The sequence below is a fragment of the Sphingobium lignivorans genome (assembly GCF_014203955.1).
Lineage (GTDB): Bacteria > Pseudomonadota > Alphaproteobacteria > Sphingomonadales > Sphingomonadaceae > Sphingobium > Sphingobium lignivorans.
The window spans coordinates 2,813,289-2,832,648 of the sequence record NZ_JACHKA010000001.1 but is presented as its reverse complement, the minus strand read 5'-3'; the positions used below and the strand labels follow the sequence as shown (position 1 = coordinate 2,832,648).

16 protein-coding genes and 3 pseudogenes are annotated in these 19,360 nt (G+C 64.6%); 5 read left to right on the top strand and 14 right to left on the bottom strand.

Going from position 1 to position 19,360, the window contains the following annotated elements; translation table 11 throughout:
• The 12 genes and pseudogenes from HNP60_RS20335 to HNP60_RS13095 all read right to left on the bottom strand — a co-directional run bounded on the left by HNP60_RS20335 (position 1) and on the right by HNP60_RS13095 (position 11,372).
• Entirely contained in the window at positions 1-1,209 is a 1,209-nt protein-coding gene (locus tag HNP60_RS20335; protein ID WP_184154502.1) for a MarR family transcriptional regulator, read from the bottom strand.
• A 285-nt stretch (positions 1,210-1,494) separates the two neighbouring features.
• Entirely contained in the window at positions 1,495-1,869 is a 375-nt protein-coding gene (locus tag HNP60_RS13145; protein WP_184154499.1) for a glutathione S-transferase N-terminal domain-containing protein, read from the bottom strand.
• A gap of 35 nt (positions 1,870-1,904) precedes the next feature.
• On the bottom strand, positions 1,905-3,137 hold the full coding sequence (locus HNP60_RS13140) for an acyl-CoA dehydrogenase family protein (protein WP_184154496.1): 1,233 nt from the start codon (positions 3,135-3,137) through the stop codon (positions 1,905-1,907).
• A 12-nt stretch (positions 3,138-3,149) separates the two neighbouring features.
• Positions 3,150-3,758: an FMN-dependent NADH-azoreductase gene (locus HNP60_RS13135; RefSeq protein ID WP_184154493.1), complete on the bottom strand. Its 609-nt coding sequence runs from the start codon at positions 3,756-3,758 to the stop codon at positions 3,150-3,152.
• A 196-nt stretch (positions 3,759-3,954) separates the two neighbouring features.
• On the bottom strand, positions 3,955-4,131 hold the full coding sequence (locus HNP60_RS20015; RefSeq protein WP_260395051.1) for a DUF1810 domain-containing protein: 177 nt from the start codon (positions 4,129-4,131) through the stop codon (positions 3,955-3,957).
• A 179-nt stretch (positions 4,132-4,310) separates the two neighbouring features.
• Positions 4,311-5,675: an alginate export family protein gene (locus HNP60_RS13125; protein ID WP_184154490.1), complete on the bottom strand. Its 1,365-nt coding sequence runs from the start codon at positions 5,673-5,675 to the stop codon at positions 4,311-4,313.
• Positions 5,672-7,243 (bottom strand): MFS transporter, encoded by a 1,572-nt coding sequence (locus HNP60_RS13120; RefSeq protein ID WP_184154487.1) that lies wholly within the window; start codon positions 7,241-7,243, stop codon positions 5,672-5,674. The genes HNP60_RS13125 and HNP60_RS13120 overlap by 4 nt, the downstream gene beginning before the upstream one ends.
• On the bottom strand, positions 7,240-7,647 hold the full coding sequence (locus tag HNP60_RS13115) for a DoxX family protein (protein WP_184154484.1): 408 nt from the start codon (positions 7,645-7,647) through the stop codon (positions 7,240-7,242). The genes HNP60_RS13120 and HNP60_RS13115 overlap by 4 nt, the downstream gene beginning before the upstream one ends.
• Before the next feature lie 3 nt (positions 7,648-7,650).
• On the bottom strand, positions 7,651-9,591 hold the full coding sequence (locus HNP60_RS13110) for an amidohydrolase (RefSeq protein ID WP_184154481.1): 1,941 nt from the start codon (positions 9,589-9,591) through the stop codon (positions 7,651-7,653).
• Positions 9,592-9,623: 32 nt separating this feature from the next.
• Positions 9,624-9,779 (bottom strand): annotated as a pseudogene (locus tag HNP60_RS13105) (DUF1427 family protein); the annotation flags it as partial.
• A 22-nt stretch (positions 9,780-9,801) separates the two neighbouring features.
• Complete coding sequence (locus HNP60_RS13100) at positions 9,802-10,638, bottom strand: alpha/beta fold hydrolase (protein WP_184154475.1); 837 nt, start codon at positions 10,636-10,638, stop codon at positions 9,802-9,804.
• A 77-nt stretch (positions 10,639-10,715) separates the two neighbouring features.
• Positions 10,716-11,372 carry an isochorismatase family protein gene (locus tag HNP60_RS13095; RefSeq protein ID WP_184154472.1) on the bottom strand — a complete coding sequence of 219 codons (657 nt, stop codon included), beginning with the start codon at positions 11,370-11,372 and terminating at the stop codon, positions 10,716-10,718.
• Between the two features lie 530 nt (positions 11,373-11,902).
• On the opposite strand from HNP60_RS13095, the gene HNP60_RS13090 reads away from it, so the two are divergent.
• From HNP60_RS13090 to HNP60_RS13080, 3 genes and pseudogenes are all read left to right on the top strand, one after another.
• Positions 11,903-14,836, top strand: coding sequence for a sensor histidine kinase (locus HNP60_RS13090; protein WP_184154469.1), 2,934 nt, complete (start codon positions 11,903-11,905; stop codon positions 14,834-14,836).
• Entirely contained in the window at positions 14,823-15,494 is a 672-nt protein-coding gene (locus HNP60_RS13085) for a response regulator (RefSeq protein WP_338056719.1), read from the top strand. Before HNP60_RS13090 ends, HNP60_RS13085 begins: the two co-directional genes overlap by 14 nt.
• 72 nt (positions 15,495-15,566) lie before the next feature.
• Positions 15,567-16,256: pseudogene (locus HNP60_RS13080) on the top strand (IS6 family transposase).
• Between the two features lie 9 nt (positions 16,257-16,265).
• Here HNP60_RS13080 and HNP60_RS13075 read toward each other — a convergent pair.
• On the bottom strand, positions 16,266-16,541 hold the full coding sequence (locus tag HNP60_RS13075; RefSeq protein ID WP_184154466.1) for an Arm DNA-binding domain-containing protein: 276 nt from the start codon (positions 16,539-16,541) through the stop codon (positions 16,266-16,268).
• A 355-nt stretch (positions 16,542-16,896) separates the two neighbouring features.
• On the opposite strand from HNP60_RS13075, the gene HNP60_RS13070 reads away from it, so the two are divergent.
• Positions 16,897-18,044, top strand: a protein-coding gene (locus HNP60_RS13070) for an IS3 family transposase (protein WP_184150945.1) whose coding sequence is annotated in 2 segments (ribosomal slippage) — positions 16,897-17,155 and positions 17,155-18,044 — 1,149 coding nt in all. Because the reading frame shifts where the segments join, the coding sequence is not laid out codon by codon here.
• A 43-nt stretch (positions 18,045-18,087) separates the two neighbouring features.
• Positions 18,088-18,303: pseudogene (locus tag HNP60_RS13065) on the top strand (RES family NAD+ phosphorylase); the annotation flags it as partial.
• A gap of 216 nt (positions 18,304-18,519) precedes the next feature.
• Here HNP60_RS13065 and HNP60_RS13060 read toward each other — a convergent pair.
• Positions 18,520-19,320, bottom strand: a complete 801-nt coding sequence (locus HNP60_RS13060) for an AraC family transcriptional regulator (protein WP_184154463.1) — start codon at positions 19,318-19,320, stop codon at positions 18,520-18,522.
• Between the last annotated feature and the right edge of the window lie 40 nt (positions 19,321-19,360).

The window sequence follows — 19,360 nt, the reverse complement described above, 5'->3', positions numbered from 1 at the left end:
TCAGACTTTGGGGAGGCGCTCCCTGAGAGCGGCGTTTTCCAGCATCGCCTCGGCGAGGAGGCGCTTGAGCCGGACATTCTCGTCGCGCAGTGTCTGAAGTTCCTGTGCCCGCGACGGCAGTGGGGCCGGAGGCGATGTGCCGGGCGGCGCAGGCGCAGGCGTGCGATCACGGGCAGGGTCGCCCGCCACCTGCTCGTCCTTCAGCATCCGCTGCGCATTGGCAGTGAGATGGTCCATCACGTCGAGATACAAAGCGCGCGCTTCGGGAGGATGGCCCGCGAAGAGCAGGCGATCCCGCTCGAGGCTGATGGCATAGATCTGCTCGTAGCGCCGGCGGCCCGCAGCGGTCAGCGCGAGGCAGGTGTTGATGCGGCCTTCATCCTGCCGGTCCACCAGCCCGGCCTGGTGCAACTGCTTGATCATGCGGGCGATCTGGCTCTTGTCGCGCCGGGTGCGAGCGATGAGCGTGGAGAGATTGATCGGCTGGTTCTCTTCGATGAGCGAAAGCACGCGCCATTCGAAGTTGGAGAGGCCCACCTCACGTCGGAAGATCACGGTGCCGCTGCGCCGCATATATGTGATGAGGCTCTGCAGCCAGGGCAGCACCATGTCGCGGAACGGGGGCGCGTCCGCGTCACCCGCATCGTTGTCGATCCGGCCCGGCTTCCGGCCCGGCAAGTGATGCGCGAGCGATCGCTGGGCGAGATCGATCTCCGTGCCGGCCTCGTCCGCGACGAAGATGCTGGAGGCGCGGTCGACCAGCATCTCCGTCATTTCGATGAAACGGGCGACCCGGGGCGGGGGCAGGCCCTCGCATAATTGCCTGTCCCGCGCGCGGGCGATGGCCATGACGTCGCTGAAGACCGCCTGACCGCGGGCATTCAGGCCGATGGCGCTGCGGTGCCCGTGCCGTTCGATCATGCCGGCTTCCTGAAGCCCCTTGATGCCCCGGCTGATCTGCGCCTTGCCACGCCCGGACGTGGTGGCCAGATCGCGGGAAACCATGCCGCCATGCATGCCGAGCATGAAGATGAGCTGGCGGTGGATGTCGGGCATGTCCAGCTGCCGCGGATAGGCCATGCGGGCGCTTTCATCGGCAAGCTGCATGAGCGTGATGAGGCGGGCATAGAGCAGGTCGCGCCGCGCCCGGCCCCCTGCATTCGCTGCATTGTCCCCGCCCGTCGGCACCGTGCCCGTCGTTAACGCCATGGCCGCCTCCCGGCCGGGCCCGGATTGCAGGTCGAGCGATGTGCATCGTCGGGCGCGCGTGCCGTCCATCGCGACGGGCGGCCGGGCCGCGGCCTGCGTGCCTCGTGCTTCGATCGCACCAGAGTCCCCGGTTCATGTTCGTGCCGCGCCATCGTCTCCCCGGCGCCGGATGTGCCGATCCGACCAGACGATGCTCTAGGCATAGCTGGATGACATGCAAGCTTCGGCGCACGCCAGACCCGCGCAGGCGATCGCGATCTGCCTGCCGCCTTCCGGTGGGCGCGGTCAGCCGGGCTGTTGCGCCTTGAGGGTCCGCAGCTCGCGAAACATCTCGCCATGGCGCTTGAAAACACCATTCGCATAATAATCGAGCAGTGGCAGGCTGACGGGGGCCACGCCTGCTTCCCCGGCGAAGCGGGCGATGAGGTCGTCGGTGCCGGTGTCGATCGTGCCGGGAGTGCTTTCGACGGCGGGGAAGCTGGGCTGTTGTCCTGCCGCTTCCATGCGGGCGCGCAGGGCCTGGTGGGTTTCATCGCCATCGTCGAAAATCTCGAAAGTGAAATTGTCCGCAAGGCCGGCTTCGGTCAGGAAGATCCGGAACTTCAGGCAGAATGGGCAGCTCCGCTTCAGATAGGCGATCGGTCGGTTCGCGCTGGTCATGTTCATCACTCCATTGTTCCCGAGGGGCAGGGCGTTCAGCTGCCCCAGCGGCCGAGCGGCGGCAGCCCCAATATGTAACGTCCGAATGCCTGGGCGGCGGCGTCATATTCATTGGCGATGTGACTTCGCCCGGCGTGGGCATCGCGCCACATGCGCTGGATGGGGCTGTCTAGCCGGATCGAGGTGCCGCCGGCGACAGCGAACAGGCGATCGATGGTCCGGGTCGCCAGCTCCTGCACATAGACGCCAGTCGCCGCAGCGTTTGCGCTGAAGTCTTCATCGGGCAGGATGCCCGCGGCTGCGCGCTCCTCGATGCGTCTGATATGATCTTCCCACAGGAGCGTGGCGGCGCGCAGCTCCAGCGTGGACTCGGCGAGACGCATGGCATTGGGGATGGAATTGGTGGGTATGCGGGTGCCCGGAGCGGTGCGCCCGCGCACCTTGCCCGTCACGACGTCCAGCATCGCGTCGGCAATGCCAAGGAAGACCGGGGTGAGGGCGGTGCCGATCGTGGCGGCATAGCCCGCATTCCACAGGGGGCCTTGATGCAGACCCTCGCCCCTGGTGTAGCGATTGGCCATCGCCCCGCTCATTTCCAGGCGGTGGGAGGGGACGAAGACGTCGTCGAGCACGAGCATGCGGCTCGCCGTGCCTGCCAGCCCCATGACGTGCCAATTGTCCTCGATTTCATAATCCGAACGCGGCACGATGCAGAAATAGGGGATGCGGAAGCGTTCGCTGTTCGTCTGCGAGATGTCGGGGACGCTAACGCCCACCATGGCCCATGTCGCGTTGACCGACCCGGAGGAGAAAGGAAACTTTCCGGTCACCCGCAGCCCGCCCTCGACGATCCTCGCCCGGGTGATCGGCAAGCCCGAGGTTGATGCCAGCGTATCCGGGCCATCTGCCCAGAATTCGTCTTGCAGCTTGCGCGAGTAGAGGCTCGTGATGAAGGGATGCGCGCAAAGCACGCCGATGACCCAGGCAGTCGAGGCGCACGCGCTGGCCACCATGCGGATGGCCCGGGCGACCTCGAGGATGCTTTCCTCCGTGCCGCCATATTCCTTCGGCACATAGACGCGCCACATGCCGGCGCGGCGCAGGGCCTCGATGATCTCGTCCGAAACGCGCCGCTGCGCTTCGGTTTCGGGAGCCAGCTCGGCAATGCGCGGCAGCAGCTCCGCGATCCGGCTGGTGAGGGTGGATCCGGGGGGCCAGCTCGCCGCGACATCGTCGGGCGCAAAGGCGGTTCTGACGAGCGTGCTCATGCGACGGACTCCTCAGCCTGCGACCCAGGCGATGGTTTCGCGTGCCTTAGCGATGTAGCTCGGCGCTTCCTGCAGGCGCTGGCCTTCCGCGCGGATGAAGGTGACATCCGTGATGCCGATCAGGCCGAGATTGGCGCGCAGCAAGGGTTCCTGGAAATCCGAGGCGCTCGCGGGGGGCTGGCTGTAATCGCCGCCGCGCGACAGGATGACGAAGGCCTTCTTGTTCCAGATCAGGCCCTTATACTGCCCCTGGCCGGTAAATCTGAAGGTGCGGCCGGCTCGCGTCAGATGATCGACCCAGCTCTTGAGCTGCGTCGGCATGGACATGTTGTACATCGGGCATGCGATGACGAGGATCTTGGCATCTTCGACCTGGCGTATCAGCTTTTCGGAAAGGTCGACGGCGGCCTGTCCCTCCGGCGTCCGCTCCCCATCCTTCGCCATGAAGCCGCCAATGGCGTCCGGCCCCCAGTGTGGAATCGGATCAAGCGCGAGATCGAGCGTCTCCACCTCTGTCTCGGGGTGGCTCGCGCGCCATTGCGCGACGAACTCGTCGCTGAGGATGCGGGTTACCGAGTTGGTGAGATTGGGGCTCGACTGGATGTGCAGCAGCTTGATCATGACCTCTCCTCTGACCCGCTTCGTGGCGAGATGATAAAAGCAACTTAAGTGGATTCGGGGGATGTCGTCAACTTCAATTGCGGGGCGAGTGTGCATCATCTCCTTGGTCACGGTGTCCGGAACGTTGCGTCTGCGTCAGGTCGGCCGTTGGAAATGCCGAGAAAGCGTAACGTCAGCGGATCGCGCACGCCGCAGATCAGCGGTCCGGAGTAGCAGCGATTGACAGATCGGGCTGGGCCGTCTGGACAACGTTAGCGAGGATCGCCGCTTTATCGCCTCCATTGCGCCAAGCACGGGGGCCGGGTCGCCAGTGCAAATCCTCGAACGCTCGAACACATTTACGGCAACGGGGCCCGAGCACGGGATGGTTCAGGAATCCCCGAGCTTCATCGCGCGAACGGATTGCGAAATGCCGCGCGGCCGGTGAAATGGCCCTGTACGTTCAATCACCATCGCTTTCCGCTTCAACCGCGGCGGACAGGTCGACGCCGCGGGCTCCTTCGGTCGGCTTGCTGCCTATCGCGCGGTTCGCGTCCATCTATTCGCATCCATCTAGAAGCGAAGCATTGCCTCGAGCCCGATCATCTGGATCGTTTGGGCGCTGCCGGTCTGGCGAATGAAGTTCCCGGGCTGGAAGATCGAGGCGGAAGCGGCGAAGCCAAGGATTGGCGTCGCTTGCCAGCCCAATGAAATTTCCGCCTGGTTGCCGATATGGCGGGCCGATGCCGCACCACTCGGGCGGACCAACTGGCCGGGCACATCGTAAACACCATCGGCGCGGCTGAAGCGCCAATAGGCGATGGCGGAAACCTCGACCGTCACGTTCGACCCGAGATCGGCATCGATGCTCGGATGGATATTCATGATGTTGCGCGGGCCGATCGGCGAGAGTTCGCCGAAATATTTGCCTTTCGGGAACATCGCGTTGAACGTGCCGAGCCGGCCGTCGGCAGGGTCACGATCGCCGCTCGCGATGTTGGCGCGCAGACGAAGGCGCGGATGCATCCGTCCGTTCAGCATATAGGCCGTTTCGGTCGCGATCGACCAAGCGCGGATGCTCTGTCCAGCGAAGCTGCCCCGCTGGAGCATCGCCTCCCAGTTCCAGGCGAGAGCGCCCTGTTTACCGAACAGCCGCGCGCCAAACGTATCGCGCCGTTCATATCCCATACGCCCGCCGAACCGTGCAGCTGCGTCGCCATAATGCAGCCAATAAAGATCGGCCTTGGCGAAATCGGTGAGCGGTAGTGTCGCATAAATGCCGTCGAGCCGCTTGCTGGTTGAGCTGCGATCGTCGAAATTGCCCGGCCCGATCGCGACCGGGCGCAGGTGAAGCCCTTCGAGCTTCAGGGCGCCGCGCTGCCAGCTCACGCGTGCGCCATCAAAGGGCTGCGGGATGTTCGGGCCGTAGCGCGTCCCCACCAACCGCTCGGATCCGAGTGCGACGAGTTCCCGGCCGCCGCGCAGGATCAGCGTTCCACCGGCGAAGGGCAGTTCCGCATCGACAAACCCCTGGAGCAGATCGATGCCCGTGCGGTCCGCCGGCCCCGGACCGCCGGCCACCCCGACGGCATCACCAGCAATCCCCTGTACGAAGGCGCGGGCCGGGCCGGCTTTCACGCTGGCAAGCGGCATGAAACGCAGCCAGAGATAACCGTCATCGGATGTCGGGGACTGGCCCCACAGATTGTCGGCGAACCCCTCGTATCGTGCCCGCGCCTCGCCACCCAGGGTGAGCGAGACGTCGCCCTGGGTGTCGAGTGGCCGTGCCTTCAGCTTTTCCCACCAATGCGCGTCTCGTGGGGCGGTGGCGGATGGCGCAGACCAATCCTCGTCATAGCGGACATTGGTCTGCGCAACCTGCGCCTGCGCCATGCCTGGCAACAGAAGCAGTGCCGCGAGGATTGCCGTGCGCATCATCGCGCGATCAGGTGGCGAACAACCGGGAGCGAATCCTCGCGCTGGAAGGCACGGACTGCATCCTGCTGGACGCGATCGGCATTGGTGACGCGCTCATGCTGCCGCAGATGTTCGAGCCAGCTTTCGACGGTGAAAATTTCGAGCACGAGGCCCGGCTCCGCCGCGTCCTCGTACACGCCCCAATGGATCGCGCCGTCACGCCGGCGAATGCGGTGCATATCCTGCATCGCGATGAAGAAATCGGGCACTCGGGCCGGATCGACACGATATTCGATCGTCACCAGAACCGGTCCGCGATCATGCTCGATATCGCCGTCGATGAGCGGAGCGGGCCAGTGTAGCGAGGGGGCGAGGTCGAGCTTCGCCATCCCATCGAGCGGATAGAGCAGCGAGAGTGCCAGCGTGACGGCGGCAAGCAGGCAGGCCGCCGCCAGCAACGTCAGCGGTACGCCGATCTGGCCGGCCACGCTGCCCCATAGGGTCGAGCCGGCGGTCATGGATCCCTGGAAGACGAGCAGGTAGATGGCGAGCGCGCGCGCCTTCACCCAACCGGGCGAACTGGCCTGCGCCCCGCCATTCAAGGATGCCATCATTGCAATCCAGGCGAAGCCGCCGACGCCTAAGGCCATAGCGGCGGTAGCGAAGCCGGTGGCCTGCGACAGCCCGCCCATTGCTGCGGCGAGCAACAGCGAGGCGACGACCGTCGTGCGGTTCGCACCGAGCTTGCCGCGCAGGCGCGGCATCAGCATCGCGCCGGCGATGGCGCCCAGCCCCATGAAAGTGAGCAGACCGCCATAACCGGCCGGACCCAGGCCGAGATCGCGCCGCGCGATGATGGGCAGAAGCGCCCAGAGCGCGCTGGCGAAGAGGAAGAAGCCCGCCGAGCGGATCAGGACGGTCTGCAGCTCCGGCGCGCGCATCGCGTAGCGCAGCCCTGCACGCATCGCGCCAACGAAATGCTCGGCGGGCAGATGGCGCTCGGATGTCGCGCGCCGCCAGCGCCACAGCACAGCGATGACGCCGAGGACCGACACCGCATTGAGCGCGAAGACCGCGCCGGTGCCGGCCGCGGCAATGATCACGCCGCCCAGCGCCGGGCCGATCGCGCGGGCGATGTTGACGCCCAGGCTGTTGAGCGCGACCGCCTGTTGCAGGGCCGGCTGCGGCACCAGCTCCGGCACGATCGCCTGGAAGGTGGGGGCCGACAGCGCCGCGCCGACCGCGATGGCGGCGGTAAGGGCGAGCAGGATCCAGGCGTTGGTCAGGCCGGCAAAGGTGCTGAGCGCGAGGATCGCGGCGGCGGTCAGCCCGAACAACTGCGCGCCGATCAGCAGCTTGCGCCGGTCGACGATGTCGGCAAGCGCGCCGGCGGGGAGTGCCAGCAGGAACATCGGCAGCGTCGTGGCGGCCTGGACCAGCGCGACCATCAATGGATCGGCCGACAGCGAGGTCATCAGCCAGCCCGCGCCGACATCGTGCATCCAGGTGCCGATGTTCGAAACGACCGTGGCAATCCAGATCGCGCGGAAGACCTTGTTGGCGAGCGGCTGGTCGCTGGCAGTGGTCATCGCGTGCGCTCCCGCAGGATCGCGGCGAGCATCAGCCCGCCGATGAGCCCGACATGTTCGAGGAAGGTGTTGCGCTCATGGAAGCGCGCCATCGGTTCGGCGATGGTCCAGAATGGATGCGCGACGAGCGTGGCGAGTGCGGTGAACACGCCGAGCGCCCCCGCGCCGAGCCACGCGCCGCGCCTGAAGACGATCGCGAATGATCCGACGAGCTGAACCAAGATGGTCAGCGCGGCCACGAACATGGCGGGTTGCAGCCCGAAATGTGCGGCCTCGGCAACTGCGCTGTTCCAATCGAGCAGCTTGGCAAGCGCGCTCGTCCAGTATGGCGATGTGAGCAGCGCGGCGGCGAGGATCGCGAAGCGACGGTCGGTGAGCAGCGTGGCGATCGGCGCGGGCGTCATCGCTCAGACTGCCCAGCAGCCGCAGCCGAACGCGCCCCAGAAGCTCTGGACGTCGGCCACGGGCGCGTTGCTCGCTAGCGCCGCGGCATGGTCATGGCCGTGCACCGCGCAGGCCGAGTGGCAACCGCAGGCGCTGGCGAGCTTCTGCGCGGTCTGCGGCGCGCGATGATAGCCGCCGAAGGTCGCGACCGGCGACCAGTCGGGCATCGGCCGGGGCAATGCGGGCGCGATGCTCGAATAATCACCTTCGCCATGCACGATCTTGCCGCCGAGCAGGGTCAGGACCGATCGCAGATGGACGATCTCGCTTTCCGCGACGCTGAAATAGTCGTCTGACAGCAACGCCAGATCGGCGAGCTGGCCCGCCTTGATCTGTCCTTTTTTGCCCACCTCGTTCGAGAACCAGGTGTTGCGCTCGGTCCAGAGCCGCAATGCAAGTTCGCGGTCGAGGCGGTTTCGCACCGGATAGAGCGTCGTGCCGCCCAGCGTACGCCCGGTGACCAGCCAGGATAGCGAGACCCACGGGTTGTAGCTGGCGACGCGCGTGGCATCGGTGCCAGCGCCGACCGGCACCCCTGCATCGAGCATCCGCTTGATCGGCGGGGTTGTCTCGGCCGCCTTGGCACCATAGCGATCGATGAAATACTCGCCCTGAAACGCCATACGGTGCTGGACCGCGATACCGCCGCCGAGCGCGGCGATGCGATCTATATTGCGTTCGCTGATCGTCTCGGCATGGTCGAAGAACCAGTTGAGGCCGGACAGCGGAATGTCGCGATTGACCTTCTCGAACACGTCGAGTGCACGGCCGATCGTCTGGTCGTAGGTGGCGTGCAGCCGCCACGGCCAGCGCCGCTCGGCCAGCAGGCGCACGACGGGTTCCAGGTCGCCTTCCATGCTCGCCGGCATGTCGGGGCGCTCGACGCGGAAATCCTCGAAATCCGCTGCAGAGTAGACCAGCATCTCGCCCGCGCCATTGTGGCGATAGGTGTCGTCGCCATCGCCGGGCTTCACCTGCGCTGACCAGGTGGCGAAGTCCTTGAGCTCCTCCTTCGGCTTCTGCGTGAAGAGGTTGTAGGCGATCCGAAGGGTCAATTGGCCGTCGCCGTGCAGCTTCTCGATGATCTGATAGTCGTCCGGATAATTCTGGAAGCCACCCCCCGCATCGATCACCGACGTGACGCCCAGCCCGTTCAGTTCACGCATGAAATGGCGGGTCGAATTGAGCTGATACTCTTCGGGCAGCTTCGGCCCCTTGGCCAGCGTCGCATAGAGGATCGTCGCGTTAGGCTGGGCGAGCAGCAGCCCGGTCGGGTTGCCGGCGGCATCGCGCACGATCTCTCCGCCCGGCGGATTGGGTGTGTCCTTGGTATAGCCCACCGCTCGCAGTGCCGCGGCGTTGAGGAGCGCGCGATCGTAAAGGTGGAGGATGAACACTGGCGTATCGGGCGCCGCAGCGTTGATCTCGGCAAGCGTCGGCAGGCGCTTCTCGGCGAACTGATGTTCGGTAAAGCCGCCCACGACACGCACCCATTGGGGCGGTGGGGTATTCTGCGCCTGCTTCTTGAGCATCGCCATCGCATCGGCCAGCGTCGGCACGCCGTCCCAGCGCAGCTCCATATTATAATTGAGGCCACCGCGAATGACGTGGATGTGGCTGTCGATCAGGCCGGGGATCAGGCGGCGACCCTTGGCGTCGATTATCTGTGCATCCCGGCCGATCGCGGCACGCACATCCGCTTCCGAACCGACCGCGAGGAACTTGCCGTCACGGATCGCAACGGCCTGCGCCTGCGGATTGGCGCGGTCGAGCGTCGTTACCCTGGCGTTGGTGATCAGGAGGTCTGGCTGTTTGGGCGACATGGCGAAGCTCTCCGTTCGGGTGAGAAGGGCGGTCGTGACGGCGGCGCCCGCAAGCGCCTGGCGGCGAGTGATATGCGTCATGGTCGATGATCCTGTGCGGCAGGTGGAGCGACCCAGCGCTTGGCGAGCGGCACGATCTGCTCGCCGGCGAGGATGCCGGCGAGCCCGATCAGGGCGATGATCGGTGGTGCGGGGGAGCGGACGCCCATCAGGCTGTAGATGATGCCGATCAACAGCCCGGCACCCAGCGAAAGAAGATAGGGTTTCATGTCGTTGCTCCCCTGCCCGTCATCAGCCGCGAATGAACGCCAGCATATCAGCGTTCAGCTCGTCGGCATCCACCGTCAGCATCCCGTGCGAATAGCCGGGATAGATTTTGAGCTGGGCGTCAGGCAGCAGCTGGGCCTGCAGCTCGGCGGCATGCTTGTAGGGGACGAGCTGATCGTCATCGCCCTGCAGCACTAGCGTCGGGACGCTCATCGCCTTCAGGTCATCGGTCTGGTCGGTTTCCGAGAAGGCCTTGATGCCCTGATAATGAGCGAGCATGCTGCCCATCATCCCCTGGCGCCACCAATTGTCGGCAACCGCCGGGATCACCTTCGCACCGGGCCGGTTGAAGCCGTAGAAGGAGGAGTCGGCGACTTCACGGAAGAAGGCGGACCGGTTGGCCGCTTGGGCAGCGCGCAGCCCGTCGAACACAGACATCGGCAGGCCATCAGGATAGCGTTCGGTGTCGAGCATGATCGGCGGGACCGATGCTACGAGGATCGCCTTGGCGACGCGACCCTGCGGAATGCCGTAGCGAGCGACATAGGCGGCGACTTCACCACCGCCGGTCGAATGGCCGATGTGGATGGCGTTCCTGAGATCCAGATGCTCGACGACGGCGGCCGCGTCCGAAGCGTAATGGTCCATGTCATGACCGAAATCGACCTGCGCCGAGCGGCCATGCCCACGGCGGTCGTGCGCGACGACGCGGAAACCCTGATTGTAGAAGAACAGCATCTGGCTGTCCCAATCGTCCGAAGACAGCGGCCAGCCATGGTGGAACATGATCGGTTGCGCGTCCTTGGGACCCCAATCCTTGTAGAAGATCTCGGTGCCGTCTTGTGTCGTGATGGTGCTCATGAGTCGGTTCCTTTCTTCGCGCTGCTGATGGGTGGCCGGACCGCGGGCAGGGGGGATGCGGTCCGGCCGGGGGGGCTTCAGTGACCGCCTTCGGACGCGCCGAACATGGTCTTGGCGTAGGTGACGCCGAGGCCGTAGGCGCCGCCCCATTTGCGGGCGATGCCGGTTGTCAGGTCGTAGGTCTCGCCACGCGCCCAGTCGCGCTGCAGCTCGAGTAGATATTGCAGCGCGGTCATCGGGCGGGCACCGGCCTGGATCATCCGGGCGACCGCGCGCTCATGCGCTTCTTCCGAAACGTCGCCGCAGGCGTCGGTGATGACATAGGTCTCAAAGCCCTGGTCGATCGCCGAAAGAACCGGACCGACGATGCAGACCGAGGTCCAGAGCCCGGCGAAGACGAGCCGGGTCTTGCCGATGCGGTTGACCTCATCGATCACCGCGGCGTCTTCCCAGGTGTTCATGGACGTGCGGTCGAGCAGCGCCTGACCGGGGAACGGGTCGGTCACTTCGGTGAACATCGGGCCGGAGAAGCTCTTCTCGGCGACGGTGGTGAGGATCGTCGGCACCTTGAAGCCGGCCGCTGCGTTGGCGACCAGCGCTGCGTTGTTGCGCAGCAGTTCGGCCGCGATCGACTTGGTGGCGAACGCCATCTGCGACTGGAAGTCGATCATGACCAGCGCGTGGTCGGTCGGCGAAAGCAGCGTGGGGCCGGGGGTAGCGGTGGCGGTCGTCATGGTAAAATCTCCCTTGTCAAAACAATGTGCGCGGTGTTGGGCAACGTTAGGTTCGAGATGCTTTGCGACCAATCCGGATAAAACTGATCGGATCGTTCTATTTTTTTGAATAGTGATTACGTCGGTCCGGGTCGGCCCACGTCAGGGGCAGCACGGCGGCAAAGCTTGCCAGACAGTGGAGCAAGCATGCGGCGAGACTGTTCAACTGGCCGATGGCGGAACTGGCCGCGGGCAGGCTGACGATGCCGATCGCGCCGGCCAGAAAGCGGCGGATTCGACGGCGGCAGATATGTTGCCTGCATCCTTGGCATTCGCCGCATTACGACCTCCTGTCTCGGTCGATCTCCCAAGCGGCGACCGACGGAAGATTGACTAGCGCGATGGGATTGGCGGCGGCACACTGACACGGGGGGGAGACCGCTCCCTCATTCGGGGGAGCCGAAGGTCCTCCAGTTGCGCTATTCAGCCAGCCGCGCCGCCACGCGGCTCGGGGGAGTCATCGATTGCGTCACGCCATTGCCTGTCTGACTATGACCGCGACGCTCGCAAGCGCCCCCGTCGCCGCGACGCAAATGGCGGGATTCAAGCACAGCAGCTGGACGCCCGAACAAGGAGCACCGGGCAATGTGGTCGGTATCGCGCAGACCCCGGATGGCTATCTGTGGCTTGCCTCGGCGGAAGGCGTGTTCCGTTTCGACGGCCTGGCCTTTGAGCGTATCGCCAATCCCGGTGACGCCCGCTTTGCCAATGCCATACCGACGGCGATTTTCGTCGATCGGCAGGGGCGGCTGTGGGTCGGGTTCAATCAGAGTGCGGGTCCTGCCCTCTACCGCGCGGGGCGCCTGCACCCGATCGCGATGCCCGCCCCGCCGCCCTCGGTCATGCGGTTCGCGCAATCCGCAGACGGCACGATCTGGGCTGCATGGGGTGGTCAGGGCGAGCGGCTGTTCCGCTTGCGCGGGGACCGGTGGCAGTCCGTGGACCGTGCGCTCGGCCTGCCGCCGGGTGAGATTGCATCACTTGTCGTGACGGCCGACGACAGCCTGTGGGTTACGCTGGGCGAGAGCCGCGAGCGCGGCAGCCTGGCTCGCCTGAAACCAGGAGCGGCGCGGTTCACGCTGGAGCCTGATCGAATCGGCTTCTCGATGCTCGCACGCGCGCCGGACGGATCGCTGTGGGTGTCGGATCAGTTCGGCACGCGGTCGATCCGCGACGCGCGCGGCGCAGCGCCTGGTTCGCCCCGTGCGATGCCGGCAGTGCCCGGCGCAGCCGTCCCCTCGCTCGCGTTCGATCGTCGCGGTGGCGTGTGGGGTTCGACGCGCGGTGTCGGCCTGTTTCGCGGCGACATGCAAGCCACCGGCGCCGTCGAGCGAATCGAAGCAGGGCGGCGGCTGACATCGAACGCCACGATCGATGCCTTTGCCGATCGCGAAGGCAGCATCTGGGTAGCGACCGATGCGGGCATCGACCGCTACCGCCCCGTCCCCATCAGCCCGTTGTCCGCCATTCCCCCCGATGTGCAGGACGGCATCAAACTCGCGGCGAACGACACCAGCGTGTACGTCGGCGCTGCGCATGATCTCTACAGGATGGGGAAAGATTCGATCACGCGAGTCCGACGCGTCGGCGAGCGGATCGCAGCGCTGTGCCCTGCCGGCAACCGCGGGGTGTGGGCCGTGCATGGCAACCGGGTCGTGCGCTACGGCTCGACCGCCGCGGCCAGTTTCTCACGACCTGCGGACCCTGTAGCACCGACGGTCTGCGCGGAGGATCGCTCAGGCCGGTTGTGGATCGATGGTGAGGATGGCTTGTGGGTGCGTGAAGACAACCGCTGGGTCGAGCGTTACACCGGCATGAGAAACGTGCTCGACCTCGTCCCTGATCCCTCGCGAGACGGGGTCATTGCAAACACGGGCGACGGCGGGCTGCTGCACCTCACCCCCACGCATCGGGCCGCGATCCCCGCCCGCATCCTGGGGATCGGCCCGATTTCCACCATCTGGCGGACGGGTGACACGGTCTATGCTAGCGGCGCGACCGGCGTCGTGCGGATCGGTGCGCGGGGGATGGCGCGCATCGACTCTGCCGCCAACCCCTGGCTTGTGGGCGTGCGAGGGATGGCGCGCGGTAGCGACGATGCTGCATGGTTCCTCGTTCGGCTGGGCGTCGTACGAGTCGCCGGCACCGAGCTCGAGCGCGGTTTCGCCAGGCCGGGCGCGGCCCTGCAGCATCGCATGTACGATCATATCGATGGTTATGAGACCCGCGGTCAGGCGATCAGTTTTCGCGGCCCACAGGTCGAGGCGTTGAGCGATGGTCGCGTCCTGCTCGCCTCACGCGCCGGTCTATTGCAGATCGACCCGTTGCAAGCGCGAGCCGCCAGGGCCGCTCCGCCGGTTGTCATTCGCACTGTCAGCACGGGGCGGCGGTTCTGGCGCGATCCGCCTCAGCATCTCGAACTGCCGCCAGGCACGCGCAGCTTGCGCATCGGCTTTGCGGTCAACAGCCTGGCCGTGCCGACGCGAAACACGGCATTCTATCGCATGGATGGCTCCGACGCCGACTGGACAGCGGCCGGGCAACGGCGCGAGGCGAGCTACACCAATCTCGATCCCGGCCGGCACGAGTTTCGGGTGATCGCGCAGGACGCCGAGGGGAACTGGAACCGGCAGGGTCAGCGGCTCACCATCGATATTCCGCCGACCTTCCTGCAAAGCTGGAAGTTCAAGGCGCTATGCGCCGCCTTGGCCGCGCTGTTCCTGTGGTTTGTCTACCAGCTGCGCATGCGCGTGCTGGCCCGCCGTATCCGCAGCCGGATGCTCGACAGGATGCGCGAGCGCGAGCGGGTGGCCCGCGATATCCATGACACGCTGTTGCAGTCGATCCAGGCCCTGATGCTTCGCTTCCAGCTGGCGGTCGATGGGTTGCCGTCAGATACGAAGGCGCGACGCGAACTTGAGGATGCCATGGACCGCGCTGACGAAGTCGTGGCCGAAGGCCGCGACCGGCTGCGCGACCTGAGACGCGGCAGCGGCCTGGAAGATCCCGAGGCCACGCTGCGCGAGATTGCCGGGCGGCAACTATCCGGTACCGCCATTGCGACCACGGTGCGATCGTCAGGCGTGCGCCGCCCGCTCGATCCGGTCGCATGGGACGAACTTGCCAGTATCGCGGCCGAAGTCATGTTCAATGTCGCCCGGCACGCTCATGCCGCTAGCATGATCGTCGATCTGCAATACCGCTCGACGGGTGTCGCCTTGTCCATTGCTGACGATGGGATCGGCATTCCCGCCGATGTCGCGCGCGAAGGACGCCGCGGCCATTACGGCATTCCCGGCATGCGCGAGCGCGCCGCGCGCATCGGCGGCACGCTGCGCATCGCCCGGCGGCGAGAAGGTGGTACCGAAGTGACCGTGGCGGCGCCCGCCGCGATGGTATATCGAAAGCCCAGTGACCGAGAATGAGCGAACAGGCGGCGGCAACGCCGAAAGCGGCTCCGCGCAACGGCGGCGCATTCGCGTACTGGTGGTCGATGATCACCCCATGATGCGCGAAGGCATTTGCGCGACGCTCGGCCGGCAGGACGATATCGACGTGATCGGCGAGGCGGGGGACGGTCACGAGGCGTTGGCGATGTTTCGGGAGAAGCGCCCTGACGTCGTGCTGATGGATGTACAAATGCCGGGCGTGGGAGGGATTGAGGCATTGGAGGCGATCCGCGCCGAAGATGGTAACGCCATTGTGCTGATCCTCACCACCTATCCCGGCGATGCTCAGGCGCATCGTGCTCTTGCCGCCGGCGCTGCGGGCTATTTGCTTAAATCATGCCTGCGCAAAGAGCTCGTCGACACAATCCGCGCCGTCCACACCAGGCGCCGCGTGATCGCGCCCGAAGTTGCGCTGGAGCTTGCCGTCCACGCCCTTGAGGATCGGCTGACCGGAAAGGAGATCGCGGTGCTGCAACTGGTGGCCGAGGGGCAGCCAAACAAGCAGATCGCCTGGCAGCTCGGCATATCGATCGAGACCGTCAAGTCGCACCTGAAATCGATATTCGAGAAGCTGCAGGTCGATGATCGCACGCACGCGGTGACCATCGCTGTCCGACGCGGTTATCTGAGCTGAGCTTCATCGCTGAGGCAGCTCTGATGTGGTGCCGTCAGGCAAACGCTACCTTGTCTCCGGCAGTAAACCACCATGCCATCCATTTGCTTCAAGCGCCACAGGTTCCCGCAGGATGCGATCCGGCTGGCGGTATGGCTCTACTTTCGCTTTACGACGAGCTGCGCGACGTTGAGGAGATGCTCGCCAAGCGCGGGATCGACGTGACCTACGAGACAGTTCGCTGCTAGGCCAACAAGTTCGGTCCTGCGATCGCGGCTAACATTAAGCGGCGTGGCCGTGCCGATAGCGGCATCTCGGCGAAATGATAGTGCGGATCAACGGCACACACATGTTCATGTGGCGGACCGTGAACAAGGAGGGCGGGGTACTCGATGTCCTCGTGCAGAAGCGGCGAAACAAGATCGCACCTATGAAATTGCTGCGAAAACTGCTCATGAACCAGGGCTTCATTCCGGATACGATCGTGACCGACGACCTCGCTTTCCACGAGGCGGCCATGCGCGAGATAGGCTGCCGGGATCGTCAACGGCCGGGGCGACTACGGGACAACAACCGGGCCGAGAACTCGCAGCTGCCAGTCCGACGTCGACAGCGAAAGATGCAGCGCTTCAAGTCCCGGCGCCGGCCCAGCGGTTCGTCTCAACCCACAGCGATCTACAACACCTTCAAACTTCAGCGCCACTGATCTGCCGAAACACGATGCGCCAGTTCCGATCCGCAGCTATGGCGGAGTGGCTCGCCGCGTCCGCCGCTCAGGTATGAATCTAACCGTCAGGGCCTTTGCTCGACGACGAAAGTCACCCTGGCAATGTCGCTTCTTTTCAATCGCCGGATCGATGCCTTCCGCAATCTGCTATCGGGCCTCATCCCGTCTAGCGCGCGCAGCGGCCGAGGTAGAGAGTCTTCATGCTTGTCGAGGTACCGGTAGTTGAGGCGCCACAGCTTCAAGCCTGTAGGCTGAATGGCAAGATACAGGCCCTGGGTGTCGCGCAGGAGATAGGTTTTTGTTGCGGGCCTGGCGGATGTGATGCTGATGTGAGTCAGCATTGGAGTCTTCCCAGCAGGCCGGGTCGATCCGGGACCATCAATAGCACCATCAGGAATGTTGTGCTGGTGATGGTTCTGACCGGACGTCACCGGAAATTTAGCCGGCGAGCATCGGTCGATTTATGCTGTGAAACCAGGTGCTTGCTGGACGCACTTAGCGCTAGAAAGTGGTGCCAGAAGATAAGTTGGAGTCATGGTCAAGTGACTGATCTATCAACCAAATCATCGACTTTTGATTGCCGAAGCCAACTATAACATAATTTGGATTCGTGGAAAGGGCTGGATGTACTTGGATGGCCTGCTGCCGGTTTGGTGGACACCGAGATAGGGTGTTTTCACCTATCGGAGGCCCACAATGCAACGAAGGAAGTTCAGCCGCGAGTTCAAGCTTGAGGCGGTAAGGTTGGTCCGTGAGCGCGGTGTGGCAGTTGCGCAGGCGGCCCGCGATCTGGATGTGCACGAGAACCTGCTGCGCAAATGGGTAAAGGAGTTGGCCGCTGATCCTGGCCATGCCTTTCCCGGGCAGGGTCAGATGAAGCCGGAGCAGTTGGAGATCGACCGTCTGCGCCGGGAAGTGGCCAAGCTGAAGGCAGAGCGCGACATTCTAAAAAAAGCCGCCGCCTACTTCGCGAAGGACTCGATATGAGGTTCGCCTTCATCGCGAAGCACCGAGGGATCTGGCCGGTGGCATGGATGTGCGGGGCGCTCGGTGTCTCGCGGAGCGGCTTCCATGCCTGGCTCACCCGGGCGCCGTCACAGCGTGCCCGCGACGACGAGGTGATCGGCTCGAGGGTCAGGGCCAGCCATGTTGGCAGCTATCGCACCTATGGCGCCCGGCGTGTCTGGCACGACCTGCTCGCCGAAGGCATCTCCTGCGGTCTGCATCGGGTCGAACGGCTCATGCGAGCGCAAGGGCTGCGGGCCAGGCCACGCCGCCGTGGACTGCCCAAGGATCAGGGCGAACGCTCGGTCATCGCCGGCAACGTTCTGGGTCGCCAGTTCACGGCCGACAGGCCCAACCAGAAGTGGGTGGCAGATTTTACCTACGTCTGGACTGCCGAAGGATGGCTCTACGTGGCCGCCGTCATCGACCTGTTCTCGCGCAGGGTGGTGGGCTGGTCGATGAGCGACACGATGACCGCCCAGCTCGTTACCGATGCGCTCATCATGGCGATCTGGCGACGCGGAAAGCCCGATGCCCTGCTGCATCACTCGGACCAGGGTAGCCAATATACCAGCGAGCAGTTCCAGCGGCTCATGGCCGACAACGGCGTCACCTGTTCGATGAGCAGGTCCGGCAACGTCTGGGATAACGCCGCGATGGAAAGCTTCTTCTCCTCGCTCAAGACCGAGCGGATCGGGAAAAAGGTCTACCGCACGAGGGCGCAGGCGAAGGCGGACGTGTTCGATTACATCGAGTGCTTCTACAATCCGACCCGGCGTCACTCGACCCTGGGTTACCTCAGCCCTATCGACTTCGAGCGAGAAGCTGGGGTAGCCTAAATGAGCCTATCTCGGTGTCCACCAAACCGGCAGCAGGCCAGAGAGCCAGAAGCTGGGCGCCGATCTTCGAGCGGCCGGGTCAGATGGCCTGGTCTATCCAAGCCGGAGACAGGCCGGGGGCGAATGCATTGCGCTCTTCTACCCCGATCGCGCCGCCAACCCTGTCCAGGGTCGGCATCTCGACTATCATTGGAATGGGTCTCGCGTCGATTTCTACCGAGAGCCAGCGACCGGCAACGTCTTTCAGATTACGCTGTGAGTGGCTGCATTCTGAATGACATATCCGCAGAGGGTGACGCCCTAAGTTATATCTCACTTAGGTTGGATCGGCGCATATGATTGGCTTGCGGGATGGCGTGACCGACCGGCAGCTTTCGGAGTTCGCATCTGGACACTCGGACGACTGCTATGTTGGCGATTGCCGACGAGAAGGATCACCCGGATCGGATGACTTGCCCTATTCGCTACCGACCGCTCACGATCCGATGCCCGCTGTGCCACGCGCGAAATACTGTGCCGGCGTGGCGCCCAGAGCTTTCTTGAACATCGTGATGAACGCATTGACCGACTCATAGCCAAGCTCAGCTGCAACCGTCTGCACCGGCGCTCCGCCCGCAAGGTCCCGCAGCGCGATGACGAGATGGAGCTGCTGTCGCCAGCGGCCGAAGGTCAGACCTGTTTCCCGCACCATCAGCCGCGCCAATGAGCGCTCACTCATCGCCACGCGCTGCGCCCATTGGCTAAGCGTACTGCGGTCAGAGGGCTGCGCTGTCAGCGCGTCCGCCATGGCACGGATCTTGGGATGTGAGGAGACGGGGAGATTGAAGCGCTCGCGCGGCATCTCGGCCAATTCGTCAAGCACTACTCTGGCAAGCCGGGCGATATGGCCGTCTTCAGGATAGTCCGCGCGTTCGCGGGCAAGTCGGTCGACCATCTCCCGGATCATCGGGGAGATAGCCAGCGTGCAGCACACTTGCGGCAACTGCGCGGCACCCGGCTCGACGAACAGATAGTTAAGCCGGGCGTTTTCGGTCGCTCGCGCGCTATGTGACACGCCGCCGGGAATCCACACGCCGCAGTTGGGCGGCACGATCCAGATGTCCTCGTTCCCCGTGCAAATGACGGCACCGTGCAATGCGATGATCAACTGACCCTTGCGATGCCGATGCACCGGCACTTCTGCCACATGATCGGCGAAATCGAGCTGATAGGCGACCGCAGGCAAGCGGGTCTGGTCCGGATCGAACACGGAAACGGCTGATTGGGAGGGGAGCATGCGTTCTGACCAGATATAGGGATTATCTGTCAGGATACTG

What these genes read in the sequence shown, in the direction of transcription:
- HNP60_RS13110 (WP_184154481.1), bottom strand. Translation starts at nt 9,591, where the DNA reads ATGACGCATATCACTCGCCGCCAGGCGCTTGCGGGCGCCGCCGTCACG.
- HNP60_RS13095 (WP_184154472.1), bottom strand. Translation starts at nt 11,372, where the DNA reads ATGACGACCGCCACCGCTACCCCCGGCCCCACGCTGCTTTCGCCGACC.
- HNP60_RS13145 (WP_184154499.1), bottom strand. Translation starts at nt 1,869, where the DNA reads ATGACCAGCGCGAACCGACCGATCGCCTATCTGAAGCGGAGCTGCCCA.
- HNP60_RS13140 (WP_184154496.1), bottom strand. Translation starts at nt 3,137, where the DNA reads ATGAGCACGCTCGTCAGAACCGCCTTTGCGCCCGACGATGTCGCGGCG.
- HNP60_RS13135 (WP_184154493.1), bottom strand. Translation starts at nt 3,758, where the DNA reads ATGATCAAGCTGCTGCACATCCAGTCGAGCCCCAATCTCACCAACTCG.
- HNP60_RS13115 (WP_184154484.1), bottom strand. Translation starts at nt 7,647, where the DNA reads ATGACGCCCGCGCCGATCGCCACGCTGCTCACCGACCGTCGCTTCGCG.
- HNP60_RS13060 (WP_184154463.1), bottom strand. Translation starts at nt 19,320, where the DNA reads ATGCTCCCCTCCCAATCAGCCGTTTCCGTGTTCGATCCGGACCAGACC.
- HNP60_RS13075 (WP_184154466.1), bottom strand. Translation starts at nt 16,541, where the DNA reads ATGCTGACTCACATCAGCATCACATCCGCCAGGCCCGCAACAAAAACC.
- HNP60_RS20335 (WP_184154502.1), bottom strand. Translation starts at nt 1,209, where the DNA reads ATGGCGTTAACGACGGGCACGGTGCCGACGGGCGGGGACAATGCAGCG.
- HNP60_RS13090 (WP_184154469.1), top strand. Translation starts at nt 11,903, where the DNA reads ATGACCGCGACGCTCGCAAGCGCCCCCGTCGCCGCGACGCAAATGGCG.
- HNP60_RS13120 (WP_184154487.1), bottom strand. Translation starts at nt 7,243, where the DNA reads ATGACCACTGCCAGCGACCAGCCGCTCGCCAACAAGGTCTTCCGCGCG.
- HNP60_RS13125 (WP_184154490.1), bottom strand. Translation starts at nt 5,675, where the DNA reads ATGATGCGCACGGCAATCCTCGCGGCACTGCTTCTGTTGCCAGGCATG.
- HNP60_RS13100 (WP_184154475.1), bottom strand. Translation starts at nt 10,638, where the DNA reads ATGAGCACCATCACGACACAAGACGGCACCGAGATCTTCTACAAGGAT.